The sequence below is a fragment of the Aquipseudomonas alcaligenes genome (genome assembly GCF_003205495.1).
Taxonomy (GTDB): domain Bacteria; phylum Pseudomonadota; class Gammaproteobacteria; order Pseudomonadales; family Pseudomonadaceae; genus Aquipseudomonas; species Aquipseudomonas alcaligenes_B.
Window position 1 is genome coordinate 62,631 of sequence record NZ_QJRX01000002.1, and the last position, 23,393, is coordinate 86,023.

At 68.6% G+C, this 23,393-nt stretch carries 24 protein-coding genes; 6 read left to right on the forward strand and 18 right to left on the reverse strand.

Features of this window, described 5'->3' with window-relative positions; translation table 11 throughout:
* Positions 1-3 precede the first annotated feature (3 nt).
* Positions 4-894, reverse strand: coding sequence for an ROK family protein (locus DMO17_RS02980; protein WP_110680833.1), 891 nt, complete (start codon positions 892-894; stop codon positions 4-6).
* Positions 895-1,069: 175 nt separating this feature from the next.
* On the opposite strand from DMO17_RS02980, the gene DMO17_RS20170 reads away from it, so the two are divergent.
* The gene (locus tag DMO17_RS20170; protein ID WP_110680834.1) at positions 1,070-3,100 is read left to right on the forward strand and encodes a methyl-accepting chemotaxis protein; all 2,031 of its coding nucleotides are present in this window, start codon (positions 1,070-1,072) and stop codon (positions 3,098-3,100) included.
* Between the two features lie 48 nt (positions 3,101-3,148).
* Here DMO17_RS20170 and DMO17_RS02990 read toward each other — a convergent pair whose 3' ends face one another.
* Positions 3,149-3,931, reverse strand: coding sequence for a TatD family hydrolase (locus tag DMO17_RS02990; RefSeq protein ID WP_110680835.1), 783 nt, complete (start codon positions 3,929-3,931; stop codon positions 3,149-3,151).
* A gap of 62 nt (positions 3,932-3,993) precedes the next feature.
* Between DMO17_RS02990 and DMO17_RS02995 the strand changes: the two genes are divergently transcribed.
* On the forward strand, positions 3,994-5,325 hold the full coding sequence (locus tag DMO17_RS02995) for a DEAD/DEAH box helicase (RefSeq protein ID WP_110680836.1): 1,332 nt from the start codon (positions 3,994-3,996) through the stop codon (positions 5,323-5,325).
* Positions 5,326-5,330: 5 nt separating this feature from the next.
* Here DMO17_RS02995 and DMO17_RS03000 read toward each other — a convergent pair whose 3' ends face one another.
* The 4 genes from DMO17_RS03000 to DMO17_RS03015 form a co-directional block, all read right to left on the reverse strand.
* On the reverse strand, positions 5,331-5,777 hold the full coding sequence (locus DMO17_RS03000; RefSeq protein WP_110680837.1) for a PAS domain-containing protein: 447 nt from the start codon (positions 5,775-5,777) through the stop codon (positions 5,331-5,333).
* 3 nt (positions 5,778-5,780) lie between these two features.
* Positions 5,781-6,782, reverse strand: a complete 1,002-nt coding sequence (locus DMO17_RS03005; protein WP_110680838.1) for a response regulator — start codon at positions 6,780-6,782, stop codon at positions 5,781-5,783.
* Between the two features lie 83 nt (positions 6,783-6,865).
* The gene (locus DMO17_RS03010; protein ID WP_110680839.1) at positions 6,866-8,587 is read right to left on the reverse strand and encodes a diguanylate cyclase domain-containing protein; all 1,722 of its coding nucleotides are present in this window, start codon (positions 8,585-8,587) and stop codon (positions 6,866-6,868) included.
* Positions 8,584-9,630 carry an ABC transporter substrate-binding protein gene (locus DMO17_RS03015; protein ID WP_110680840.1) on the reverse strand — a complete coding sequence of 349 codons (1,047 nt, stop codon included), beginning with the start codon at positions 9,628-9,630 and terminating at the stop codon, positions 8,584-8,586. The genes DMO17_RS03010 and DMO17_RS03015 overlap by 4 nt, the downstream gene beginning before the upstream one ends.
* A 148-nt stretch (positions 9,631-9,778) precedes the next feature.
* Between DMO17_RS03015 and DMO17_RS03020 the strand changes: the two genes are divergently transcribed.
* Positions 9,779-10,627, forward strand: a complete 849-nt coding sequence (locus tag DMO17_RS03020) for a mechanosensitive ion channel family protein (RefSeq protein ID WP_110680841.1) — start codon at positions 9,779-9,781, stop codon at positions 10,625-10,627.
* Between the two features lie 9 nt (positions 10,628-10,636).
* On the opposite strand, the gene DMO17_RS03025 is transcribed toward DMO17_RS03020, so the two are convergent.
* From DMO17_RS03025 to fabR, 8 genes are all read right to left on the reverse strand, one after another.
* Positions 10,637-11,224 carry an LOG family protein gene (locus DMO17_RS03025; protein WP_110680842.1) on the reverse strand — a complete coding sequence of 196 codons (588 nt, stop codon included), beginning with the start codon at positions 11,222-11,224 and terminating at the stop codon, positions 10,637-10,639.
* A 51-nt stretch (positions 11,225-11,275) separates the two neighbouring features.
* The gene (locus DMO17_RS19680; protein ID WP_181418724.1) at positions 11,276-11,440 is read right to left on the reverse strand and encodes a hypothetical protein; all 165 of its coding nucleotides are present in this window, start codon (positions 11,438-11,440) and stop codon (positions 11,276-11,278) included.
* Between the two features lie 2 nt (positions 11,441-11,442).
* Positions 11,443-12,330 (reverse strand): hypothetical protein, encoded by an 888-nt coding sequence (locus tag DMO17_RS03030; RefSeq protein WP_110680843.1) that lies wholly within the window; start codon positions 12,328-12,330, stop codon positions 11,443-11,445.
* A gap of 69 nt (positions 12,331-12,399) precedes the next feature.
* On the reverse strand, positions 12,400-12,972 hold the full coding sequence (locus tag DMO17_RS03035; RefSeq protein ID WP_110680844.1) for a HupE/UreJ family protein: 573 nt from the start codon (positions 12,970-12,972) through the stop codon (positions 12,400-12,402).
* A 29-nt stretch (positions 12,973-13,001) separates the two neighbouring features.
* Positions 13,002-13,616, reverse strand: coding sequence for an urease accessory protein UreG (gene ureG, locus DMO17_RS03040; RefSeq protein ID WP_110680845.1), 615 nt, complete (start codon positions 13,614-13,616; stop codon positions 13,002-13,004).
* A gap of 16 nt (positions 13,617-13,632) precedes the next feature.
* Complete coding sequence (locus tag DMO17_RS03045) at positions 13,633-14,307, reverse strand: urease accessory protein UreF (protein WP_110680846.1); 675 nt, start codon at positions 14,305-14,307, stop codon at positions 13,633-13,635.
* Positions 14,304-14,804: an urease accessory protein UreE gene (ureE, locus tag DMO17_RS03050; protein WP_110680847.1), complete on the reverse strand. Its 501-nt coding sequence runs from the start codon at positions 14,802-14,804 to the stop codon at positions 14,304-14,306. Before ureE ends, DMO17_RS03045 begins: the two co-directional genes overlap by 4 nt.
* A 155-nt stretch (positions 14,805-14,959) precedes the next feature.
* Positions 14,960-15,595, reverse strand: a complete 636-nt coding sequence (fabR, locus tag DMO17_RS03055) for an HTH-type transcriptional repressor FabR (RefSeq protein ID WP_110680848.1) — start codon at positions 15,593-15,595, stop codon at positions 14,960-14,962.
* 140 nt (positions 15,596-15,735) lie between these two features.
* Here fabR and DMO17_RS03060 point away from each other — a divergent pair, with 140 nt between their 5' ends.
* Both DMO17_RS03060 and DMO17_RS03065 read left to right on the forward strand, forming a co-directional pair.
* Positions 15,736-16,803, forward strand: coding sequence for a flavin reductase family protein (locus DMO17_RS03060; protein ID WP_110680849.1), 1,068 nt, complete (start codon positions 15,736-15,738; stop codon positions 16,801-16,803).
* A gap of 10 nt (positions 16,804-16,813) precedes the next feature.
* A complete protein-coding gene (locus DMO17_RS03065) occupies positions 16,814-17,893 on the forward strand; it encodes a fatty acid desaturase family protein (RefSeq protein WP_110680850.1) in 1,080 nt (359 codons plus the stop codon).
* Positions 17,894-17,934: 41 nt separating this feature from the next.
* Here the strand turns inward: DMO17_RS03065 and DMO17_RS03070 are convergent, their stop codons facing one another.
* The 3 genes from DMO17_RS03070 to DMO17_RS03080 all read right to left on the reverse strand — a co-directional run bounded on the left by DMO17_RS03070 (position 17,935) and on the right by DMO17_RS03080 (position 20,492).
* Positions 17,935-18,627: a hypothetical protein gene (locus DMO17_RS03070; protein ID WP_110680851.1), complete on the reverse strand. Its 693-nt coding sequence runs from the start codon at positions 18,625-18,627 to the stop codon at positions 17,935-17,937.
* A 133-nt stretch (positions 18,628-18,760) separates the two neighbouring features.
* Positions 18,761-19,495, reverse strand: a complete 735-nt coding sequence (locus tag DMO17_RS03075) for a class I SAM-dependent methyltransferase (protein ID WP_110680852.1) — start codon at positions 19,493-19,495, stop codon at positions 18,761-18,763.
* Between the two features lie 55 nt (positions 19,496-19,550).
* Positions 19,551-20,492, reverse strand: a complete 942-nt coding sequence (locus tag DMO17_RS03080; RefSeq protein WP_110680853.1) for a lysylphosphatidylglycerol synthase transmembrane domain-containing protein — start codon at positions 20,490-20,492, stop codon at positions 19,551-19,553.
* 554 nt (positions 20,493-21,046) lie between these two features.
* On the opposite strand from DMO17_RS03080, the gene DMO17_RS03085 reads away from it, so the two are divergent.
* The gene (locus DMO17_RS03085) at positions 21,047-22,486 is read left to right on the forward strand and encodes a high affinity choline transporter 1 (protein ID WP_110680854.1); all 1,440 of its coding nucleotides are present in this window, start codon (positions 21,047-21,049) and stop codon (positions 22,484-22,486) included.
* A gap of 166 nt (positions 22,487-22,652) precedes the next feature.
* On the opposite strand, the gene DMO17_RS03090 is transcribed toward DMO17_RS03085, so the two are convergent.
* Positions 22,653-23,234 carry a HutD/Ves family protein gene (locus DMO17_RS03090; protein WP_110680855.1) on the reverse strand — a complete coding sequence of 194 codons (582 nt, stop codon included), beginning with the start codon at positions 23,232-23,234 and terminating at the stop codon, positions 22,653-22,655.
* Between the last annotated feature and the right edge of the window lie 159 nt (positions 23,235-23,393).

Below are 23,393 nucleotides of genomic sequence, written 5' to 3' on the forward strand. Positions count from 1 at the left end.
GCCTCAAGGCCACAGCCAGGCGGCTCCGCGCACGCCGCTGGAGTCGCCGTGGCGGGCCTGTACCAGGCGGGTGTTCACCTGGTCCGAGAACACGTGGCGGACCAGCAGCGGTGGCACCCGCTGGTAGAGTGCGGGGATGTTCGACAGGCCGCCGCCGAGCACTATCACCTGCGGGTCGATGACGTTGATTACCGAGGCCAGCGCCCTGGCCAGCTGCTCGCAATAGGTGTCCAGCGCCTGTGCGGCGGCCGGCTCGCCGTCTTGCGCCAGCCTGGCCAGGCCCGCGGCGTTCAGGCCGAGGCCGCTGCGGGCGGCCCAGCCGGGGCCGCTGAGGAAGGTCTCGATGCAGTCGTCCAGGCCGCAGTAGCAGCGCCGCGCCGGCCCGTCGGCGGGAGTGCGCCAGGGCAGGGCGTTGTGCCCCCACTCGCCGGCGATGGCATTCGGCCCCGCCAGCAGTCTGCCGTGGATGACGATGCCGCCGCCGACGCCGGTGCCGAGTATCACCCCGAATACGCTGTCGGCGCCGGCGCCGGCACCATCGCTGGCCTCGGACAGGGCGAAGCAGTCGGCATCGTTGGCCAGGCGCACCGGGCGCTGCAACAGGTGCTGCAGATCGCCCTGCAGGTCCTGGCCGATCAGGCAGGTGGAGTTAGCGTTCTTGATTCGCCCGTGGTCCGGCGAGCGGGTGCCGGGGATGCCGATGCCGACGCTGCCGCGCGCGCCCAACTGCTGCTCGGCTTCCTGCACCAGGCGGACTATGGTCTGCACGGTGGCGGGGTAATCGCCCTGCGGGGTCGGCAGGCGCCGGCGTAACCGTTCGTCGGAACCCTCCAGTGCGATGATTTCAGTCTTGGTGCCACCCAGATCAATGCCGAAGCGGAGGGATGTGCGCATTCTTAACCTTAAGTTACAGAGGCCAGGGCCGATATCCGGTATACAAGCCGTCGGGGGAGTGCGTCTGGCCAGTGGCCACTCCCGCTAGAATCCCAGTGATACCGCTACCTTGCCGTTCAATAGATCAGCCCGCTCCCGGCTGGCATAAAACAATAATGGCAACAGGAGACGTCTAGTGAATAGCGTGTTGTACCCTGCCATCGCCCTGATGAACCGCCTGAGCTTCGGCATGAAGTTCAGCCTCATCAGCGTACTGTTCTTCCTGCCCATGCTCGTCACCAACTATTTCCTGGTGCGCGAGTCCTATGATGCCTTCGTCGACACCCGTACCGAGCTGCAGAGCCTGGAGCTGCTCAAGCAGAGCCTGACGATGCGCCAGCAGCTGGAACGGCTCAATGACCTCTACGAGATCAATGCCGTACTCGGGCAGTCCGGCGAGTCGGAGAAGCTGGCCGGGATGATAGGCGAGCTGGAAACCAGTGTTGCCGCGATTCTCGGCGGCCTGGCGCCGAGCAGCAGCGACGCGCAGAAGGTCGAGGAATTCAACGCCCAGCGCGACGCCATCAAGACCGCCCTCGATGCGGTGGCGGCCGAGAGTTCGCTGCGCAGCAAGGCTGGTCTGGTGACTAAGGCGCTGGACAATGCCGAGGTGTTCATCAAGTTCGTCGCCAGCCAGTCCGGCTTGAGCCAGGACAGCGAGCTGACCGTGCGTCAGATGACCGAACTGCTAACCAGCGCCAGCCTGCCGGTGACCAAGGCCCTCAGCCAGGGCCGGGCGCTGGGTTCCTATTCCCTGGGTCAGGGCATCCTCGGTTCCTCCGACAGCACCAAGCTCGACGAACTCCTGTTGGAGCTGGAAAAGCTGCACGCGGAATACGGTTTCAAGCTGCAGAGCGCGTTGCAGGGCAATGCCCAGGCACAGCGCAGCCTGGGCCAGCTGGCCGAGGCCAGCCGCAACACCCTGAACGAGAGCAGCGTGGTGCTGGAAGAGCAGCTGCTCATGGCCGACACCCTGGATGCGCCCTGGCAGGGCTTCTATGACCAGACCACGGCGGCCATCGACAAGACCTACGCCCTCAACGAGGCGGTGCTCGGCTTTCTCGGCGAGGAACTGAGCGTGCGCCTGGAGCAGAAGCGCGTGCAGATGATCCTGCTGGTGGTCGCCCTGGTCGGCATCTTCCTCGCCATCGGCTATCTCTACGGCGGCTTCTACGTCTCGACCCGCGCCACCCTCAAGGGCTTCGGCCAGACCCTCGGCCAGGTCGCCGCCGGCGACATGACCGTGCGCGTCAATGTGCGCAGCCGCGACGAGCTGGGCGAGCTGGGCGAGGTGTTCAACGGCACCGTGGCGAAGATTCGCGACCTGATCGAGCTGGTCGGCCAGACCGTCACCGAGGTCGAGCGCCAGGCCGATCGCGTCGAGCTGGTGTCCGGCGAGAGCAGCCAGGCGGTCAGCGCCCAGCGCGGGCAGATCGAGCAGGTGGCCACGGCGATGAACCAGATGTCCGCCACCGCCCAGGAAGTGGCGCGCAGCGCCGCCGCTGCGGTGGGCAGCGCGCAGAGCGTCAACGACGAGACGGTCAGCGGCCGTGCCATGGTCGAGGCGCAGGTCGGCAGCATCCAGCGCCTGGCCAGCGAGATCGAGCAGTCGGTGAACGTGATCAACCAGCTGGCCGCCGACAGCGCTTCGATCAGCCAGGTGCTGGACGTGATCAAGGGCATCGCCGGGCAGACCAACCTGCTCGCCCTCAACGCCGCCATTGAGGCGGCACGCGCCGGCGAACAGGGGCGTGGCTTCGCCGTGGTGGCCGACGAGGTGCGCAACCTGGCCAAGCGCACCCACCAGTCCACCGAGGAGATCGAGCAGATGATCGGTCGCCTGCAGGGCGGTGTGGGCGCCACCGTGACCGCCATGAACGGCAGCCACCAGATGGTCGAGAGCACCGTCAGCCAGTCGGCGCAGGTGCAGCAGGCGCTGGAAAACATCCTCGGCGCGGTCGGCATGATCGTCGACCAGAACCAGCAGATCGCCGCCGCCGCCGAGCAGCAGACCGCCGTGGCCCACGACATCGACATGAACATCGTCGAGATCAACCAGGCCGGCGAGCGTACCGCCGAAGGCGCGGTGCAGACCGAACAGGCCAGCCGCGAGCTGTCCGATCAGGTGGCGCGGCTCAAGGAGCTGATCAGCGCCTTCCGCGTCTGATTCGTCCTGCGTAGTGCACAAGGCCCGCCATCCGGCGGGCCTTGTCGTTTAAGTGCTCCAGCCGAACAGTTCGGCGGCGTTGCGGCTGCTGGCCGCGGCCAGTGCCTCGGGCGTCTCGCCGCGCAGTTCGGCCAATGCCGTGCAGATGGCCGGCAGGTGCTCCGGGCTGTTGCGCAGGCCCGCATACATGGCCGGGGCCATGTCCGGGGCGTCGGTCTCCAGCACTATGGCTTCGGCCGGCAGCTGCGCCGCCACCTTGCGCAGGCGCAGGGCCTGCGGCCAGGTCGGCGCCCCGCCCAGGCCCAGCCTGAAGCCGAGGCGGATGTACTCGCGGGCCTCCTCGTAGCTGCCGGCGAAGGCGTGGACGATGCCGCCGCGCGGCAGCCGGAAACGCTTGAGGGTGGCGATGGTGGCCGCATGGGCGCGGCGCACATGCAGCAGGGCGGGCAAGCCGAATTCGGCGGCCAGCGCCAGCTGGGCCTCGAACAGCGCCTGCTGGTGCTGGCGGTCGAGACTCTCGATGAAGTAGTCCAGGCCGAACTCGCCCACCGCGCACAGCTTCGGGTGGCCCGCCAGGCGCTGCAGCCAGTCGCGCAGCGCGTCCAGGTCCTCGGTACGGTGCTGCTCCAGATAGACCGGGTGCAGGCCGAAGGCGGCATGGATGCCGTCCTCCGCCAGGGCCAGGTCCCACAGCCGTTGCCAGTTGCCCTGGTACACGCCGAGCACCACCAGGCGCTCCACGCCAGCGGCGCGGCTGCGCGCCAGCAGCTCGCTGCGGTCGGCATCGAAGTCGGGGAAGTCCAGGTGGGTGTGGGTATCGATCAGCTGCATGGACGCATCATAAGCCCGGGGCAGGTAAACTGTGCGACTCGTCTTCATCCGGTTGCCGCATCATGACCTTCGCCACCCTCGGCCTGATCGACCCCATCCTGCGTACCCTCGAGGCGCTCGACTACCGCGAGCCCACGCCGGTGCAGAAGCAGGCCATCCCCGCCGTGCTCAAGGGCCGCGACGTGCTCGCCGCAGCGCAGACCGGCACCGGCAAGACCGCCGGTTTCGCCCTGCCGCTGCTGCAGAAGCTGGTCATGGAGGGCGGCCAGGTGGCGGCCAACTCGGTGCGCGCGCTGGTGCTGGTACCCACCCGCGAACTGGCCGAGCAGGTGCAGCAGGCGGTGCAGCAGTACGCGCAGAACCTGCCGCTGCGCACCTACTCGGTGTACGGCGGGGTCAGCATCAACCCGCAGATGATGAAGCTGCGCAAGGGCATCGACCTGCTGGTGGCCACCCCCGGGCGCCTGCTCGACCTGTACCGGCAGAACGCGGTGCGCTTCGACCAGCTGCAGGCGCTGGTGCTGGACGAGGCCGATCGCATGCTCGATCTGGGCTTCGCCAGGGAGCTGGACGAACTGTTCAGTGCGCTGCCGCGCAAGCGCCAGACCCTGCTGTTCTCCGCCACCTTCTCCGACGCCATTCGCCTGATGGCCAAGGAGCTGCTGCGCGATCCGCTGTCCATCGAGGTCAGCCCGCGCAACACCACGGCCAAGGGGGTCAAGCAGTGGCTGGTGACGGTGGACAAGAAGCGCAAGAGCGAGCTGCTGCTGCACCTGTATCGTGAGCGCGGCTGGGACCAGCTGCTGGTGTTCGCCAAGACCCGCAAGGGCGTCGACGAGCTGGAGCAGCTGCTGCTGGCCGAGGGCATCGCCGCCGACTCGATCCACGGCGACAAGCCGCAGCCGGCGCGCCTGCGTGCCCTGCAACGCTTCAAGGCTGGCGAGGTGCGCGTGCTGGCGGCTACCGACGTGGCCGCGCGCGGCCTGGACATCAGCGAGCTGCCGAGGGTGGTCAACCTCGACCTGCCGATCGTCGCCGAGGACTACGTGCACCGCATCGGCCGCACCGGCCGCGCAGGCGCCAGCGGCGAGGCGGTGTCGCTGGTGTGTGCCGACGAGGTGGAGTTGCTGGCGGCCATCGAGACGCTGATCGGTCAGGTCATCCGGCGCCAGGACGAGCCGGGCTTCGAGCCGGACCACCGGGTGCCGCAGACCGCGCCCGGCGGCGCGGTGCTGAAGAAGCCGAAGAAACCCAAGGTCAAGGCGGTGCCCGGCGCCGGCAAGGGCAAGATCCACCTCGGCAACTGGTTCGAGGAGGAGCCGGCCAAGCCCAAGGTCAAGGCCGTGCGCGCGGTGCCCAAGTTCGGCGAGAAGCCGCGGCCGAAGAAGAAGTAGCGGGCCTAGGGCGTCTGGCGCAGCTGAGCCTCGGCGGCCTCGGTGGCGTCGTAGATCACCAGGCAGACGTGCTCGACCTGGCCGGCAGTGGCGGCCAGCGGCAGGATGGTGAGGTTCTGGTACATGAAGTCGGACTGCCCGGTGATCGGCCGGTAGGTCTCGAAACGCAGCAGGTAGGGGCGCTGCTGCCACAGGCTGAAGGCGCGGGTGCCGAGGCGCAGCACGCTGCCGACCTTGCGCTCCAGCCAGACGCGGTCGATGTCCGGGAACAGCTGGAACAGGCTCTGCCCCTGCACCTGGTCGGCGCCCAGGCCCGAGTGGTTCTCCATGAAGCTGTTCCACACCTCGATGCGGAAGTTGCGATCCATCACTAGCACGCCGACATCCAGGCACTGCACGATGTCGAGCAGCCAGTGCAGTTCGCGCAGGTCGATCTGTGCTTGACCGGCCATGTTCTACTCCATCAGGTACTGGATCTTGGCGGTCAGGCGCGGCACCGAGGCCTCGGTGAACAGCAGCAGCAGGTCGAAGTGCACCGCGTGCTCCTCCAGGCCGTAGCTGATCTCCACCGCCAGGGTCTGGCGCCAGCGCGCCCGGTTGAACTGGATCAGCTCGTCGATGCTGCGTGCATGCTGGCCGAGCAGTTGCGGGTGGCCCTGGGAGAAGCGGATGTCGAGCTGCTCGGCGATGCCGGCCAGGCAGGCGCCGATGAGGATGCTGGCCAGGTCCAGGAGCATCTCCGAGGTAGCCGCGTCGCCACCCGGGCGCAGGCCGAGCAGGTGGGCGATGTCGGCCACTTCGGAGTCATGGAACAGCAGCAGTGCCTCGCCGGCGATGGCCTCGCCGACGAAGCCCTGGCACACCGCGCTGAGGCGCTCGCCACGGTTGGCGTCCTGCAAGGCCATGTGCAGCTCGCTGGCCTCGAACAGCTCCACCGCCGGGATCGGCAGCTGCACGAAGACCCCGAGCTCCTCCGCCAGCAGGGCGGCGGCGCGGCCCATGGCGACGTTGCTGACCTCGCGCAGGGCGTCGCGGAAGCCGACCCGGAAGGCCGGCTCCTGGCGTGCCGGTGGCGCCGCCGCGCTCGCCGCCGGCTGGAACAGGCCCAGGCGCAGCAGGGTGGCGCGCAGCTCCTCGGCCGGCGCCGGCTTGCGCAGGAAGCCCAGGGCGCCGAGCTCGGCGACCCGGCGCTGGGCCTCGTCCTGGACGTCGCCGGAGACCACCAGGATGCGGCAGTTCAGGCCCTCTTCGCGCACCCGCGCGAGCACCTGGTAGCCATCCATCACCGGCATGGTCAGGTCCAGCAGCACCACTTCGCCCAGACCCTGGCGGATCGCGGCCAGGGCCTCCTCGCCGTGGCTGGCCTGGGTGATGTTCACCGGCCACTCGGGGGGCAGGGCGCGGATCAGCTGCTTGCGCGCCATCGCGGAGTCGTCGCAGACCAGCAGTGGGAGCACCGGGTTCACCTGAGGTTGAGGGCCATAGGCCAAGCATAGACGGCGCTGTGGCCGGGTCGCGATCAGGCAATCGCTGAGTCGGCTCAGCGCGGTTCGCTGGCCTCGAAGTTGTAAGTGTTGCGCCCGGCGTTCTTGGCTGCATACATGGCGCGGTCGGCCTGCTGCAGCAGCGACTCGATGTCGTCGCCGTCGCGCGGGAACAGGCTGACGCCCATGCTGGCCTGGACCTGCACCTCATGGCCGTCGAGCAGCATGGGCAGCTGGAAGCGCTCGTGCAGTTTGTGCAGCACCGCGATCACCTGGTGCGGGTCGTCCAGCTGCTCGATCAGCACGACGAACTCGTCGCCGCCCAGGCGCGCCACCGTGTCGCTCTCGCGGGTGGCCGAGCGCAGCAGATTGGCCACTGCCTGTAGCACGCGGTCGCCGATGCTGTGGCCGAGGCTGTCGTTGAGCTCCTTGAAATGGTCCAGGTCGACGAACAGCACCGCCAGCGGGTGGGCATTGCGTCGTGCGCTGGCCAGGGCGTGCTCCAGGCGCTCGAAGAACATGCGCCGGTTCGGCAGGCCGGTCAGTGGATCGTGCCGGGCCAGGTGCTCCAGGGCACTGCGGCTCTGGTTGAGCGCCTCCAGCTGGTCGAGAATGTCCTCCTGCATCTGTGCGAAGCTGCGCGCCAGTTGGCCCAGCTCGTCCTGGCGCCCCAGCGGCAGGGGGCTGCTCTTGCGCTCGCTGGCGAATTGCTGCACGGCCAGGTTGATGCTCTTCAGCGAGCGGGTCATGGCCCGCGAGGCGATGGCCGCGACCAGCAGGGCCAGCAGGCTGGCCAGCAGCACCACCTGGGCGATGCGCTGGCCGAGGCGCGAGGTCTCTGCCAGCACCTGGCGCTCCGGCTGGGCCAGGCCGAGGACGACGAAGCTCTCGGGGCTGCCGGTGTTGATGCCCAGGCGCACGAAGGCGGCGATCAGCTCCTCGCGTTGCAGGCCGCCACGGCTGACCAGGCTGGCCGGTTTGCTGATGTCGAGCAGGCTGGCGACCTCGGCGAACTCTTCCTGGATGAACAGCCGGCGGCCCTGATCGAAGCCGAAGGTGCGGCTTGCATCCGGGTGGATCAGCAGGTCGCCCCAACGGTTGCTCAGGTACACCCGATAATGCTCGGGCAGGTCACTCCTGAGCTGGCCGAACAGGCGTTCCAGGTCGATGTTCACCACGATCAGGCCGAACACCCGGCCGTCGCTGCCGGCCACCGGGGTGGACACGTGCAGGGTCGGCTTGCCCAGGCCGGAATGTGCGCCCAGCTCGTGGTTGATGACGATGGATGACAGGCGCACGTTGCCCGGCTTCAGCTTCAGGGTGTCGAAGACGTAGGCGTAGTGGCCTTTCTCCTGCAGGTCCGCGCCCTGCACCTGGACCAGGCGCTCGCCGTCGCGGTCCACCCGGACCTGCTCCAGGCCGTGCCCGGCGGCGCTGATCAGGCGCACCTGCAGGTACTCGGGATGGACCAGCATCAGCGCGCGGAACACTTCGGCCAGGTCGCGTTCGATGTCGCTGCGCGCCGGCTCGCCGGCGGCCTGCGGCAGGTCGCGCTCGCTGGTCACCGCGGCCAGCAGACGGGCGTCGCGGGCGGCGCCGTCGATGCTGCCGAGCAGGTTGCGGCCGAGCACCTGGGTGGCGGTCAGCAGGTCGCGCTCGGCGGCCTTGAGCACCAGGCTGCGGCTGCTGGAGTAGGAATAGTAGCCGGTCAGGCCGCAGGCCAGGACGCCGAACAGGCCGAGCAGGCAGGCCAGCTTGAAGGCGATGCCGAATCTCATGGCGCCTCCGCCAGCGGCGGGCGCTCGCCGGAAAGGATGCGCTCCCACAGGCGCGCGCGGCGTTCGGCGTCCTCCACCGGGCGCAGCCAGACCAGCCGGCCCGGCACGTCGGCACCGGCCGGCTCCTCCAGGGTGTTGGACAGGCCCTGACGCTCCACCAGGGCCTGGCTCATCGGCGCCTCCAGGGTGAAGTCGATCCACGCCTCGGCCAGCTGCAGGTCGCGGGCACCGCGGCTGATGGCCCAGCAGTCGAGCCAGGCCAGCGCCCCCTCGCGGGGAATCACGTAGCCCACGTCGGCGCCGGCATCGCGCAGTTGCTTGAGCTGCTGGCGCCCGTAGTTGGCGAACAGCAGCGCCACCTGGTGTTCGCGGAACAGGCTGGCGGCCTCCTCGGGCAGCGAATAGAAGGTCAGCACGTTGCGGCGCAGGGCGATCAGCTGTTCACCGATCTGCGGGAAGTCCTCGGCGGCTATGCGGAAGGGGTCGCGGCCGCGCGCCTGGCTGGCCAGGGCGAAGTTGTGGCTGCTGCCGTTGAAGGCCAGCACCCGGCCCTGCAGGCGCGGGTCCCACAGACTGGTGATGGAGTTGGGCGGGGTGGCGAACTGGCGGCGGTCGTAGATCAGGCCCATTTCCGAGTAGGTGTAGGGGATGGCGTAGACCTTGCCGTCCCGGGTGATGCCGGGGATCTTCGGGTAGTCGCGGAAGCGCCAGAGCTGGCGCGTGGTATTGGCGATCTGAGTCGGCTGTAGCGGCTGCAGCAGCTGTTCGGCGACATAGTGTTCGATCTCCGCAGTGTTGGCGGCGATCAGGTCGAAGTCGGCACCCTTGTTGCGGGTCAGGCGCCGCCGCAGCACGTCGTCGCTGCCGACCAGTGTGACTTCCACCCGCACGTCGTGGCGCTGCTCGAACTGCTCCACCAGGTCGGCGTCGGCGTAGCCGGGCCAGGCGAGCACGCGCAGTACCCGTTCCGCGCCACCGGCAACGGGGGCCAGGACGCTGAGCAGGGCGGCGGAAAACAGTGGGAGCAGGCGTGGGAACGTCATGGACCAGGCCGTTAGCGAAGGCGCTCATGTAGTGTATACGATGGCAAATCGCCTTGCCGGGTGCTTGATCCAGGGCAAGAACGGGCAGGTTAGGCGCTGCGTGCTAGGGTTTTTCGGGTCATCCCCCACTTCGTGCAGGTCCGCCGTCATGGAAGAGAACACCCTGATCACCGTCGGCACCGCCAAGGCCAACCAGCTGCTGCAGCTGGTGACCGACTACGGTGCCGCCTTCGCCGTGAAAATCCTCGCCGCCATCGCCTTCTGGGTAGTCGGGCGCTGGCTGATCGGCTTCGCCGTCGGCCTGGTGCAGAGAGGCCTGGGCCAGCAGAAGGTCGACCCGACCGTGCTGCGCTACCTCGGCAACTTCATCACCGTCACCCTCAACATCCTGCTGGTGATCGGCATCCTCGGCTACTTCGGGGTGCAGACCACCACCTTCGCCGCCTTGATCGCCGCGGTCGGCCTGGCCATCGGCATGGCCTGGTCGGGGCTGCTGGCCAACCTGGCGGCGGGCGGCTTCATCATCGTCCTGCGGCCGTTCAAGGTCGGCGACTTCATCTGCGCCGGCGGGGTCACCGGTACGGTCACCGAGATCGGCCTGTTCGTCACCGCGATCAACACGCCGGACAACGTGCTGACCCTGGTGGGCAACAACAAGATCTTCGCCGACAACATCCAGAACTTCTCGCACAACGCCTTCCGCCGCGTCGATCTGAAGGCGCAGCTGGCCGGCGCGACCGACTGGAAGGCCGCCGCTGCCCTGCTCAGGCAGCGCATCGCGGCCATCGACAACGTGCTGGCGAGCCCGGCGGTGGAGGTGGAAATCCTCGAGTTCAACCTGGTCGGCCCGGTATTGGCGGTGCGCCCCTACTGCCACACCGACCATTACTGGCAGGTGTATTTCGACACCAACAAGGTGATCAAGGACGCCCTCGGCGAGGCCGGCTTCCCGGCGCCGATGCCGGCGCAGACGGTGATCGTCCAACAGGCCGGCTGAAGCCGCCGGTCACTGCGGCTCGCGGTCGACCCACTTGGGCGCGGCCGTGGGCTGCCAGGCGTCGAGCCGCTGCAGCAGCTCGGCCGGCGATTCGCTGATCTGCAGGATGGCGCGGTGCTGCTCGCGGACGAAGCGCTCGGCCACCAGATGGTCGAGGAAGGCGGTCAGGCGCGCATAGAAACCCTCCACTTCGAGCAGGCCGAGCGGCTTGGCGTGATAGCCGAGCTGGCCCCAGGTCCACACCTCGAACAGTTCCTCCAGGGTGCCCAGGCCGCCGGGCAGGGCGATGAAGGCGTCGGCCAGCTCGGCCATGCGCGCCTTGCGCGCGTGCATGCCGTCGACCACCTCCAGGCGGGTCAGGCCGCGGTGGCCGATCTCGGCGCGCTCCAGGCTCTGCGGGATGATACCGATCACCTCGCCGCCGGCGGCCAGGGCGGCATCGGCCACCAGGCCCATGAGGCCGACCGCGCCGCCACCGTAGACCAGGGTCAGGCCCTGCTCGGCCAGGCTGCGGCCGAGCTGCTCGGCCGCTTCTCGATAGATGGGACGGGCGCCGGGGCTGGCGCCACAGAATACGCAGACGGACTTCAGGCTCATGCACGGTGCTCCCTTGGCTGCAGGGCGCACAGGGTAACCCTGTCCGATCGGTCAGGCGAGTTCTTGCGGGCAGCTGCCGCTGGCGCCGGCGGCATAGGCGGCCAGCAGGCAGCGGAGAAAGTCGTGGATGGGCATGGGGCGGTCCTCGCGGGTGATGCTGCTGAGCCTAGACCGGCCGGCCTGGTCGAGCCGGTTGATAGTTTCGATGGCCGTCATAGCTATTCGCTTAACGAGGTCAGGTCCTGGGTAGCGCGCTCGGCGAAGAAGCGCTCCAGCCAGGCCCGGTAGTGGGCGCGGGTGGCAGGTGGCAGGTAGCTGCGCTGGGCGTTGCGGAAGGCCTGCAGGACGTCCGCCTGGCGCGCCACGCGATCCACCGCGCGGACCAGCTCGGCACCGGCGGCGCTGCGCGTGCAGTAGATGCCGCTGAGGGCCGGCTGGCCAGCCTCGTGCAGCGGCAGCAGGACGAGTTGCTGCGCTTCGCCGCGACCCTGCACGTGCTGCAGCACCTCGGCGTACTCCAGCAGGTAGTCGATGCGCCCGTGTTCGAGCATGCGCAGCAGGTTGTGCCCGGCGTCGCTGCTCTGGATCTGCAGCAGCCGCGCCTGCGCCGCCGGGGCGCGCAGCAGCGGGTCGAGCATCGGGCCGTAGCTGCGGTCCTTGAGCAGGCCGCCGCGCCAGGCCGTGTCGCCGAGCAGCTGGCGCAGCGACACCTCGTCGTGACCGGCGAGGAAGGCGGCGCGGTCGCTGCGACGCACCACCAGCTGGTGCGGCATGCCGACGAACAGGCCGACATAGTGGCCGAGGCGATCGCGCTCGGCGGTACGGAAGGTCGGCAGCAGGCAGTTCAGCTCGCCGCGCTGCAGGTGCTCCAGGCCGCGGCTGAGGTTGATCAGGCTGTAGCGATGCTCGTAGGCGGGCAGGCGCGTGGTGATCTGCTGCAGCAGCTCGACGATGATGCCGCCCTGCGGCTGGCCGTCGCGGGCATCGACCAGGCCCGGCCAGGGGCTCATGCCCCAGGTCACGGTGGGGCGATCCTGGGCGTGGGCGGCCGGCCATGCACAGAGCAGTGACAGGCCGAACAGCACGGCGGGCAGGCGAGGGCGCATGGAGGGGACCGCAGCAGCAGGGTTCTGTGCAGTCTAGTCGGCTGCCGCCCGGCTGCGCGGTCCCCGGCTTCAGCCGGCCAGCAGCCAGGCGCCGGTGCCCGCCGCCGAGGCGCCGGCCAGGCGCACCAGCGGCGCGGCGGTGCGCGGCAGGCTGCGCACCAGGGCGTAGCCGGCCGCGTGCAGGGCGGCGGTGGCGGCGAGGAAGCCGGCGGCGTAGCCCCAGGGGCTGGCCAGTGCCGGCAGCTCCAGGCCGTGGGCCAGGCCGTGGCCAAGGGCGAACAGCGCGGTCAGGCCCAGCGCTGCGGCCAGCGGCAGGCGCGCGGCTACTGCCACCAGCAGGCCGAGGGCCAGCACCGAGCCGGCGATGCCGGTCTCCAGCAGCGGCAGTGTCAGCCCGGCGAAGCCGAGCAGGCCGCCGAGCAGCATGCTGGCGACGAAGGTCAGCGGCAGCGCCCAGCGCGCCGCGCCGGACTGCTGCGCGGCCCACAGGCCGACGGCGAGCATCGCCAGCAGGTGATCGAGGCCCAGCAGCGGGTGGGCCAGGCCGGCCAGCAAGCCGGCGTGGTCGTGGCCGGCGTGGGCGAAGGCCAGGCCCGGGGTGCAGAACAGGGCGAGGGCGTAGAGGCTTTGGCGCAGCTTCATGGAGGTCTCCTTGACTCGGGTGGTGGGGCTCAGGCGGCGCCGAGCATGCCCTGGCGTTCGATGAAGGCGATGATCTGCTCCAGGCCTTGGCCGATCTTCTGGTTGCTGAAGACGAAGGGCTTGTCGCCGCGCATCTTCAGGGTGTCGCGCTCCATCACCTCCAGCGAGGCTCCGACCATGGGCGCCAGGTCGATCTTGTTGATCACCAGCAGGTCGGACTTGCAGATGCCCGGGCCGCCCTTGCGCGGCAGCTTGTCGCCGGCCGACACGTCGATCACGTACAGGGTCAGGTCCGACAGCTCGGGGCTGAAGGTGGCCGAGAGGTTGTCGCCGCCCGACTCGACGAGTATCAGGTCGAGGCCGGGGAAGCGCCGGTTGAGCTGCTCGACCGCCTCCAGGTTGATCGAGGCGTCCTCGCGGATCGCCGTGTGCGGGCAGCCGCCGGTTTCCACGCCGATGATCCGTTCGGGCGCCAGGGCCTCGTTGCGTACCAGGAACTGGGCGTCTTCCTGGGTGTAGATGTCGTTGGTCACCACGGCGATGTTGTAGCGCTCGCGCAGGGCACGGCACAGGGCCAGGGTCAGGGCGGTCTTGCCGGAACCGACCGGGCCGCCGATGCCGACGCGCAGGGGTTGGCTGTTCATGGGGTGTTTCCTTTTTTCATGAGCGGAAGAGACGGCTGTACTGGCGCTCGTGCGCCATGCTGGTCAAGGCCAGGCCGAAGGCGGCGCTGCCCCAGTGTTCGGTGGGCCGGTCGCGGGCCTCGCGTTGCGCCTGCTCCAGCAGCGGCAGCAGCGCCGAGGTCAGGCGCTGGGCGGCCTGCTGGCCCAGCGGCAGGGTCTTCATCAGCACCGCCAGCTGGTTCTCCAGCCAGCCCCACAGCCAGGCGGCCAGGGCATCCTCGGCGTCGATGGCCCAGGCGCGCGCGGCCAGGGCCCAGGCCGGCGCCAGGCCGAGCTCCGGCTGTGTGGCGAGGAAGGCACGGGCCGGCGCATCCAGTTCCGGCAGGCCCTCCAGCAGCTGCTTCAGCGAGTAGCCCATCTGTCGGCTCTCCAGGGCCAGTTCGCGGGTCTCGCGGCTGGCGCGCTGGCGCTCGGCGAGGTCGGCCAGGCTGGCCCAGTCGCCTGCCGCGGCGGCGCTGCAGTGGGCCAGCAGCAACGGCGCCTCGAAGCGCGCCAGATTGAGCAGCAACTGGTCGGCGATCCAGCGCCGGGCGCTCTCCGGGTCGCGCACCAGGCCGCTATCCACCGCCATTTCAAGACCCTGGGAGTAGCTGTAGCCGCCGATCGGCAGCTGCGGGCTGGCCAGGCGCAGCAGTTGCCAGGCCGGCTTCACAGGCGCACGCCGAACTGGTGCAGGCGCGGGCCGTAGTTGAACTCGGCGTCGCCGTGGTGCGAATGATGGTGGCCGCCGCCGTAGGCGCCATGTTCGGGATGGAAGGGCGCCTCGACCGTGCAGGTGCTGGCGCCGAGCTGGTCGAGCATGGCCCTGAGCACGTGGTCGTCGAGCAGGCGCAGCCAGCCGTCGCCCAGTTGCAGGGCGACGTGGCGGTTACCCAGGTGATAGGCGGCGCGCATCAGCTCGAAGGGGCTGGCGCAGGTGACGTGCAGCAGCGGTTCCGGGCGCGCGCAGACGCGCACGATGCGGCCATCCTCGGCGCGCAGGTAGTCGCCGTCGCGCAGCGGCGGCTGGCCGCGCTCGAGGAACAGGCCGACGTCCTCGCCGGCGGCGCTGAAGCAGCGCAGGCGGCTCTTGCTGCGCGCCTCGTGGCTGAGGTGCAGTTCTTCGTCCCAGTAGGGTTGGGGGGCGAGGCGGTGGTGAATCACCAGCATGCTGGGCTAGTCCGGCCAGGAAGTTACCTGTCGGCAGAGCAAGGGCCTTGCCAAGCCCGGCGCGGCCCGTGGTTGGCGGTGTCGTGCCTGAAGTTGGGGATGGGGCGTGCCTCGTTGTGGTGCGTGCGCGCTGCGCGCGGGCTGTTCTGGTGCGCCTAGTCGCGGCCCTGGCCCAGGCCGTGCCAGTGCTTGGCGCCGATGAAGATGAAGCGCAGCTGCTGGATCATCTTGGCTTCCGGGGTCAGATGCGCCGGCAGGCTGGCGCTGGGCGGGTCGATCAGCTCCGGCAGGGTGGCGAACACGGTCTTCACCACCAGGTCGGAGACCACGTCCAGCGCGGCGTCGTTCAGGTGCGGGGTGCGGTTCATCAGCTTGAGGTCGGCGGCCAGGTCATCGGTGATCTGCTGGCGCAGGCGGCCGATGGCCTGGCGCACCGGCTGCGAGCCGCCGTACTGCTCGCGGGCGAGGAAGAGGAACTGGTTGCGGTTGGCGCTCACCGCATCGAGGAAGATGCGTGCGCTGGCCTCGATGATGCTGCCCATCTCGAACTGGCTGCGGCGCACTTCGCGCAGGGTGCTGCGGAAGGTGGCGTCGACCTCGGCGACCAGCGCCAGGCCTAGCTCGTCCATGTCCTGGAAGTGCCGGTAGAAGCCGGTCGGCACGATACCGGCGGTGCGGCTGACCTCGCGCAGGCTCAGGCTGCCGAAGCCGCGCCCGCTGTCCATCAGGCCGCGCGCGGCATCCATCAGGGCCTGGCGGGTCTGCTGTTTCTGTTCGGCGCGTGGCGACATGGCGTTAGGTTGGCAGCGGAAATTGCGCCGCACTCTAGCAAAAGCCCTCCGGCGGCGTCGAACCGGACTCAGTGAACAAGTGTTGACTGAGTGGGGGGTGGTTTGCCATTCTGTGTACAAGTGTTCACTGGAGTGTCGCCATGTCCCTGTTGCCGCTGTTTCTCGTTCGTCGCCTGACGTTCCTGCTGCGGCCGCTGCGGGCCCTGGTGGCAGGGGGCTGGCTGCGCGAAGCGGAGGTGGACGCCGTGCTCGCCTGGCTGCATCCGGCCTGGCGCTTGAACCGGGTATTCGCCCGGGTCGAGGGGCGCGAGTGGGTCAGCGACGACCTGCTCGCCCTGCGCCTGCGCTGCAACGGCAATGCCCGCGGCTGGCGCGCCGGCCAGCATGTGCAGCTGTACCTGGAGATCGACGGGGTGCGCCACGGGCGCAGCTACAGCTTGACCCGGGTCCGCGCTGGCGGGCGGGTCGAGCTAGGGGTCCGTCGTCAGCCCGGCGGGCGCCTGTCCAACCGCATCCTCGATCACCTGCCGGTGGGGGCGCTGGTGGAGCTGGGCCAGGCCCAGGGCGAGCTGCACTGGCCACAGGGCAGTGCCGGTGTCGGGCTGCTGGCCGCCGGCAGTGGCATCACCGCGCTGCTCGGCCTGCTGCGCGAGGCCCTGGCCCGCGGGTACGCGGCGCCGATCCGGCTGCTGCACTGTGTGCGCCGGGCCGGCCAGCGCGCCTATGTGGAAGAGCTGCAGCAACTGATGCGAAGCCACCCCAACCTTGAGGTGCGCTGGCTGCTCAGCGGGCAGGACGGGCGCCTGCAGCCTCAGCACCTGGCCGACATGCACGGCCTGGCGCTGCTGGCCTGCGGGCCGGCGGGGTTCGTCGCGGACCTGCGCGCGCGCTACGGCGAGGCGCTGCAGGCCGAGGCCTTCAGTGCCCCGGTGCGCGACGCCGATCCGGGGCGAGCGGTGCGCCTGGGCTTCGTGCGCAGCCGCGTCGAGGCGCTGGGTGACAGCAACCGCAGCCTGCTGGAGCTGGCCGAGGTCGCTGGCCTGCGTCCGGCCCACGGTTGCCGCCAGGGCATCTGTGCCAGCTGCACCTGCACCCTGCTGGCGGGGGCGGTGCGCGACCTGCGCAGCGGCACGCCGTTCGCCGAGCCTGGCCAGGCGATCCGCCTGTGCGTCAGCGTGCCGCTGGGCGATGTGCAAATCGATCTGTGAGGAAACCGTCATGCGCGTGGATCGTGAACTGAATACCGCCGAACTGCAGTCCTTCGCCAGTGAACTGGACGAGTTGCGCCGGCACACCCTGGCCGATCTCGGTGCCGCCGACGCGCGCTACATCCGCCGCGTGCGCGGCGCCGTGCGCCTGTGCTGCTGGAGCGGCCGGGCGTTGCTGATGTGCGGCTGGTTCCCGCCCACCTGGCTGCTCGGCAGCCTGTTGCTGGGCCTGGGCAAGATCCTCGAGAACATGGAGCTGGGACACAACGTGATGCACGGCCAGTACGACTGGATGAACGATCCCGAGCTGGCCGGCACCCGCTACGAGTGGGATATCGCCGGGCCGGCCGATTTCTGGCGGCACACCCACAACCACCTGCATCACACCTGGACCAATGTCATCGGCATGGACGACGACGTCGGCTACGGCCTGGTGCGGTTGTTCCCCGAGCAGCGCTGGAAGCCCTTCTACCGCTGGCAGCCGCTGTGGGTGACGCTGCAGGCGCTGCTGTTCCAGTACGCCGTGGCCATCCAGCACCTGCGCCTGGACCAGTGGTACAAGGGCCGCATCGGCGCGGCCGAGGTGCGCCCGCTGCTGCGCCAGCTGGGCGCCAAGCTGCTGCGCCAGTGGGGCAAGGACTACCTGCTGTTCCCGCTGCTGGCGCTGCTGCTCGGTGCCAACGCCCTGGCGGTGCTGGCCGGCAACGCGCTGGCCAACCTACTGCGCAACCTGTGGACCTTCCTGGTGATCTTCTGCGGCCACTTCACCGAGCGCGCCGCGGTGTTCGCCAAGGAGTCGGTGGCCGGCGAGAGCCGTGGTCACTGGTACCTGCGCCAGCTGCGTGGCTCCAGCAACCTGGAGGGTGGCCGCCTGTTCCACATCCTCACCGGCAATCTCAGCCACCAGATCGAGCACCACCTGTTCCCCGACCTGCCGGCACGGCGTTACGCCGAGCTGGCGCCGCGCGTGCGCGAGATCGCCGCGCGCTACGGCCAGGTCTACAACAGCGGCCGGCTCTCTGCACAGTTCGCCAGCGTGCTGCGGCGAATCTGGACCCATCGCCTGCCGGCGCCCGCGGCGACGCCATAAAAAAGCCCGGCGGATGCCGGGCTGGGTGGGTGTTGCCGATCTCAGGCGGTATGGCGGCCGACGCGCTCGCTGCCGTTCTCGGCCAGGTCGCGGCCTTCGATCAGGCGGTCGGAACCGCCCTCGGCAATGCGGAAGGCCTTGGTGCGTTCGCTGCCGTTCTCGGCTACGTCGCGGCCCTCGATCAGGCGGTCGGAGCCACCTTCGGCGATGCGGAAGACCTTGGTGCGCTCGCTGCCATTTTCGGCCAGGTCGTGGCCTTCGATCAGGCGGTCGGAGCCGCCTTCGGCAATGCGGAAGGCCTTGGTACGCTCGCTGCCGTTTTCGGTCAGGTCGCGGCCTTCGATCAGGCGGTCGGAGCCGCCTTCGGCAATGCGGAAGACCTTGGTGCGCTCGCTGCCGTTCTCGGCCAGGTCGCGGCCCTCGATCAGGCGGTCGGAGCCACCTTCGGCGATGCGGAAGGCCTTGGTGCGCTCACTGCCGTTTTCGGCCAGGTCGCGGCCTTCGATCAGGCGGTCGGAGCCACCTTCGGCGATGCGGAAGGCCCTGGTGCGCTCGCTGCCGTTTTCGGCCACGTTGCGGCCTTCGATGAGACGGTCGGAACCACCTTCGGCGACGGTAGCCGGGGTGCTGATGTGCTGCAGTTCGGTCAGCGGCGGTTGTTCGTCACCCGGCAGGGCGAAGGCGCTGGTGGTCAGGGTGGCCAGGATCAGGCTGGCGAGAATGTGCTTTTTCATCTTGGGCTCCTCGTGGGGGCGTCAGTGAGTACGGGGGCCATACTACCGGCGCCGCGCCAAGACAAAAGTTGACCCTCCTGATAGTAACCATCAGTGCCCTCGATGGAGGTGGCGAGGCGCTCTGGAATGGGCTCTAGCGGGCCTGCTCGCGGGCGAACAGGCAGGTCAGGTAGCGGTTGCTGAAGCCGTAGCGCAGCATCGCCGCAAGGCGCGCGAACAGGTACCAGGGGTGTGCGCGGTAGTAGCTCAGCACGGCATTGCCGACGCCTTCGCTGCGGTGGCGCTTGGCGTGGTCGCGGCGCCGCGAGAACAGCCCCTTGAACTGCCAGGGCTGCACCTGTTCGAGCTGCTGCACGGCACACAGGCGCTGGCCGCGGAACAGGGCGAGGAAACTGCGCCGGCTGAAGTCGTGCAGGTGGTGGGGGTTGCCATCCAGGGTCGGGGTGATCGGCACCGAGGCGATCACCCGGCCGCGCTCGGTCAGCAGGCGCGCGTAGTTGGCGATCAGGCGCGACGGATGCGGCAGGTGCTCGATGGTTTCCAGGCTGACGATGCTGTCGAAGCCGTTCTCGGCCTCGAAGCATTCGGCGTCGGCGCAGACATAGCGCAGGTTGGGCAGGCGATAGTGCTGGCGGGCATAGGCGATCGCCGCCGGGTCGATGTCCACCCCGGTGACCTGCTTGTCCGGGTGGCGCTCGGCCAGCAGGGCGGTGCCGTAGCCACAGCCGCAGGCCATGTCCAGCACCCGCTCGCCGCTCAGGTGCTCGGCGGCGAAGGCGTAGCGCTCCAGGTGGATGCGCAGCGTCTCGCTGTCGGCCGCGCTGTGCGGGTCCAGGTCCTTCGGGTAGATCCGTTCGATGCTGTGCATGCTGCCCATCCTGTGCAGTGGCCCGGATGCTCGGGCGCCGGGCGGCGCCATGCGCTCAGCCCAGGCGTTGGCGCTTCTGTCGCCACTGGCTCCACTCGAAGCCGAGCACCACCAGCAGCGACAGGGCGAAGGGTAGCAGCAGGTAGAAGACGCGGAACACGATCAGCGCCGCCAGCACATCGGCGGTGGCCAGTTCGGGCAGGGCGGCGAGGAAGGTCACCTCCAGCACGCCGAGGCCGCCCGGGGCGTGGGACAGCAGGGCCAGGGAGAAGGAGGCGAGGAACACGCCGAGCACCACCAGATAGCCGGGGTTGCCCTCGGCCGGCAGGGCGAAATAGATGATCGCCGCCGCGCACAGCAGTTCCAGCGGGCCGGCCAGCAGCTGGCGGGCGACTATGCCCAGGCGCGGGTACTCGACGTGCAGCTTGCCCCACTTCCAGGGCTTGAAGTGGCGCCAGGAGCCGAGCACGTAGAGCGCCACCAGGCCGAGCATGAGCAGGCCGATGGCCACCGACAGCCAGGGGCTGACGTCGGCCACGCGCTTGATCAGGTCCGGCTGGCAGACCAGCACGGCGCCGCCGGACAGCAGGGTGCCAAGGGCGAAGGTGAAGGAGCAGAAGAAGATCAGGATGCCGATCTCCGACGGCGTCAGGCCCTTGCTGCTGTAGGCGCGAAAACGCACCACGGCGCCGGAGAACACCGAGGCGCCGATATTGTGGGCCAGGGCGTAGGTGGTGAAGGAGCAGAGGGTGATGAAGCGCCAGGGAATCTTCTTGCCCAGGTGGGCGATGGCGATGCGGTCGTACCAGGCCAGGGCGAAATAGGCGCCGAGGGTCGCGCCGGCGGCCAGCAGCCAGTTGTGCAGGGAAATGGCGTGGAGGCTGTCCTGCAGCTCGTCGAGGGAGATGGTGCGGATCTCCTTGTAGAGCAGGAAGCAGGAAAACACGACTGCGGCCAAACCGATGAGGGTCCAGATCCAGTCGCTTCTTTTCATCATCGGGGATGACTCCTTGAACCCGTCACGCTCCCGGCGCCGGCAAATCCCTTGGCCTTCGGGGAGGGCGCTGACCGCGGAGTACAACGGGCTTGGCAGGCAATGCGGCGCGCAAATCGCCGTGCAGTATCCCGGAGCCGGGCGCCGGGCTCAAGTTGCACGGCGCGGGTGGGCGTAACCGGCTGTTACAGGCGGGCGGGCGCCGTCAGGCGCGGCGGAACTGGTGGCGAGGTGAGCCGCTGGCCGGGTTGTCCATTCGTCGGAGTGTCAAAAATTTAAAACTGGCTGGCTTGCCGCTCTCGGGAAAAAGACCGGCTGGTCATCGGCTTATCTGGCTTGCCCGATAAGTGTCGGGGAAAATGTGCAGGCATTTCGTCATTTTTGTTTGACATATTTTACGGTTTTGCCAGACTGCGCGGCCGAGCCTGTCGGGCTGGTCGAGCCTCGGGCTCGGTACAGGCCAGGACGGCCATAACAAAAACCTGTTGTCCGCCGTCCCAGCCCCTCCGCCTTGCGGGGCAGCATGCGGCGGACCGATGTCACTGGAACGGGAAAACATGCTGATCTGGTTCGTCGCGCTGTACCTGCTGGCCACAGTCGCCATCGGTTTCTATGCCTCCACTCGGGTGCACAACACCCGTGACTTCGCCGCCGGCGGTCGCAGCATGGGCTTCCCCATCGTCGCGGCCATGGTGTTCGCCACCTGGTTCGGTTCCGAGGCGGTGCTCGGCATTCCCGCCACCTTCCTCGAGGAAGGCTTCGCCGGCATCGTCGAGGACCCCTTCGGTTCCTTCTGGTGCCTGTTCATCGTCGGCGCGATCATCGCTCGCCCGCTTTACCGCCTGAACCTGCTGACCATCGGTGACTACTTCAAGAAGCGCTATGGCTCGCAGGTCGAGCTGATCGTCAGCCTGGTCATCGTCATGTCCTACCTGGGCTGGATCGCCGCGCAGCTGATCGCCCTCGGCGTGGTGTTCAACGTCATCTCCGACGGTTCCATCAGCACCACCCAGGGCATGCTGCTCGGCACCTTCATAGTGCTGCTGTACACCCTGTTCGGCGGCATGTGGTCGATCGCCCTGACCGACTTCTTCCAGATGATCATCATCGTGGTCGGCCTGGTCTACCTGGTCTGGCTGTTCAGCGACATGGCCGGCGGCGCCGATGTGGTGATCAGCCAGGCGGCCAGCGAGGGCAAGTTCACCTTCATGCACAGCTTCGAGCCGAAGGACATAGTCGCCTTCATCGGCGCGGCGGTGACCATGATGCTCGGCTCCATTCCGCAGCAGGACGTGTACCAACGGGTGATGTCGGCGAAGAACGAAAACGTCGCCGCCCGCGCTTCCATGGCCGGTGCCGTGTTCTACCTGGGCTTCTGCATGCTGCCGATCTTCCTGGTGTACGCCGCCTCAATGATCGACCCGGCGCTGGTGCAGAAGTGGCTGGCCGAGGACTCGCAGATGATCCTGCCGCTGATGATCCTGGAGAAGACTCCGCTGTTCGCCCAGATCATGTTCTTCGGCGCGCTGCTGTCGGCCATCATGTCGACCGCCTCCGGCACCCTGCTGGCACCCTCGGTGACCCTGGCCGAGAACGTGTTCAAGCGCTTCCTGCCGGAACTCAACGACAAGCAGTTCCTGCTGCTGATGCGTTGCACCATCCTGGCCTGCGCCGCCGCCACCCTGACCTTCGCCCTGAACTCCGATGCCAGCATCTACGAGATGGTCGGCAGCGCCTACTGCGTGACGCTGGTCGCCGCCGTGGTGCCGCTGTTCGCCGGCCTGTTCTGGAAGCGCGCCACCACTCAGGGCGCCCTGGTTTCCATCGCCTTCGGCCTGGTGTCCTGGATCTACCTGGAGTTCACCTGGACCGAGGAGGCCTTCTGGCCGCCGCAACTGGCCGGCCTGCTGTTCAGCATGGCCGGCATGGTCATCGGTTCCCTGCTGCCGCAGTTCAAGCGCAACGACAACGACCTGCTGGCGGCCCAGCCGCAGTAAACGTCAGGTGCTGACAGACAAGACCCCGCCTCGGCGGGGTCTTTTCGTTGCGGCTGGCAATTCGGCATAGGGGGAGAGGGCATGAACAGGCCCGGCTTGAAGTAGCCCGGATGCAATCCGGGAACGGGCCGCCTGCCTCCCCGGATTGCATCCGGGCTACCTGCCCTCAGCTCAGCCGGCGCAGCAGGCCCAGATAGCAGTGTGCGTGCTGGCCGTGCAGGTGCAGCTCGCCTTGCTCGTCGTTCAGCAGCAAGGCCTGACGGGGGCGCAGGGCGAACTCGCGGCCGTCTTGCAGGCGCACCCTTAGCATGCCGGCACTGCACAGCAGCAGACGCACCTCGGCGAGCTTGGCCAGTGGCATTTCCCCATGCAGCTGCAGAGAGCGCAGCACCTGCTGCCACTCGTCGCGCCGACTCATCAGGTTCAGATCGAACACCTCGCCGGCCAGCGGCGTGGCGCTGATCGCCTCTTCGCCGGGAAAGTCCAGCACTTCGCCGCCGGCGCGCAAGGTCGTGGTACCGCTCTGCCGTTGCAGCAGCAGTTCGCCCTCCAGCAGCGCCAGGCTGCGCTGGATGCCGGGGAAGGCGGAGAAGGGGCCGGCGCTGCTCACCCGCGCGCAGCTGATGCGCCAGGCGAAGTCATCCAGCCCGGCCGCGGCCGGGGCGATGGCCAGCTGGCGGGTGCTGCCACCGCCGTTCTTCCAGGGGCTGGCGGGCAGACAGTCGAGGTCGATGAGCTGGGTGGGCATGTTTTTCTCCCCTTAATGTATATACATATTTAGGCAGAAGACGGCTCCCCGTCCATCCCGCGGTGCGTTTTATATGTGCCTCTATGGAGGTTTTGGCCGCCTGGATTGCAGTGTGGGGGTTGACGACTCGCTGGTCACGGTTTAAATGTATATACATTA

What these genes read in the sequence shown, in the direction of transcription:
- DMO17_RS03010 (WP_110680839.1), bottom strand. Translation starts at nt 8,587, where the DNA reads ATGAGATTCGGCATCGCCTTCAAGCTGGCCTGCCTGCTCGGCCTGTTC.
- DMO17_RS03020 (WP_110680841.1), top strand. Translation starts at nt 9,779, where the DNA reads ATGGAAGAGAACACCCTGATCACCGTCGGCACCGCCAAGGCCAACCAG.
- DMO17_RS03025 (WP_110680842.1), bottom strand. Translation starts at nt 11,224, where the DNA reads ATGAGCCTGAAGTCCGTCTGCGTATTCTGTGGCGCCAGCCCCGGCGCC.
- fabR (WP_110680848.1), bottom strand. Translation starts at nt 15,595, where the DNA reads ATGTCGCCACGCGCCGAACAGAAACAGCAGACCCGCCAGGCCCTGATG.
- DMO17_RS03060 (WP_110680849.1), top strand. Translation starts at nt 15,736, where the DNA reads ATGTCCCTGTTGCCGCTGTTTCTCGTTCGTCGCCTGACGTTCCTGCTG.
- DMO17_RS03035 (WP_110680844.1), bottom strand. Translation starts at nt 12,972, where the DNA reads ATGAAGCTGCGCCAAAGCCTCTACGCCCTCGCCCTGTTCTGCACCCCG.
- DMO17_RS03030 (WP_110680843.1), bottom strand. Translation starts at nt 12,330, where the DNA reads ATGCGCCCTCGCCTGCCCGCCGTGCTGTTCGGCCTGTCACTGCTCTGT.
- DMO17_RS02990 (WP_110680835.1), bottom strand. Translation starts at nt 3,931, where the DNA reads ATGCAGCTGATCGATACCCACACCCACCTGGACTTCCCCGACTTCGAT.
- DMO17_RS03080 (WP_110680853.1), bottom strand. Translation starts at nt 20,492, where the DNA reads ATGATGAAAAGAAGCGACTGGATCTGGACCCTCATCGGTTTGGCCGCA.
- DMO17_RS02980 (WP_110680833.1), bottom strand. Translation starts at nt 894, where the DNA reads ATGCGCACATCCCTCCGCTTCGGCATTGATCTGGGTGGCACCAAGACT.
- DMO17_RS03075 (WP_110680852.1), bottom strand. Translation starts at nt 19,495, where the DNA reads ATGCACAGCATCGAACGGATCTACCCGAAGGACCTGGACCCGCACAGC.
- DMO17_RS03065 (WP_110680850.1), top strand. Translation starts at nt 16,814, where the DNA reads ATGCGCGTGGATCGTGAACTGAATACCGCCGAACTGCAGTCCTTCGCC.
- ureE (WP_110680847.1), bottom strand. Translation starts at nt 14,804, where the DNA reads ATGCTGGTGATTCACCACCGCCTCGCCCCCCAACCCTACTGGGACGAA.
- DMO17_RS03000 (WP_110680837.1), bottom strand. Translation starts at nt 5,777, where the DNA reads ATGGCCGGTCAAGCACAGATCGACCTGCGCGAACTGCACTGGCTGCTC.
- DMO17_RS02995 (WP_110680836.1), top strand. Translation starts at nt 3,994, where the DNA reads ATGACCTTCGCCACCCTCGGCCTGATCGACCCCATCCTGCGTACCCTC.
- DMO17_RS03070 (WP_110680851.1), bottom strand. Translation starts at nt 18,627, where the DNA reads ATGAAAAAGCACATTCTCGCCAGCCTGATCCTGGCCACCCTGACCACC.
- DMO17_RS03085 (WP_110680854.1), top strand. Translation starts at nt 21,047, where the DNA reads ATGCTGATCTGGTTCGTCGCGCTGTACCTGCTGGCCACAGTCGCCATC.
- DMO17_RS19680 (WP_181418724.1), bottom strand. Translation starts at nt 11,440, where the DNA reads ATGACGGCCATCGAAACTATCAACCGGCTCGACCAGGCCGGCCGGTCT.
- DMO17_RS03090 (WP_110680855.1), bottom strand. Translation starts at nt 23,234, where the DNA reads ATGCCCACCCAGCTCATCGACCTCGACTGTCTGCCCGCCAGCCCCTGG.
- DMO17_RS03015 (WP_110680840.1), bottom strand. Translation starts at nt 9,630, where the DNA reads ATGACGTTCCCACGCCTGCTCCCACTGTTTTCCGCCGCCCTGCTCAGC.
- ureG (WP_110680845.1), bottom strand. Translation starts at nt 13,616, where the DNA reads ATGAACAGCCAACCCCTGCGCGTCGGCATCGGCGGCCCGGTCGGTTCC.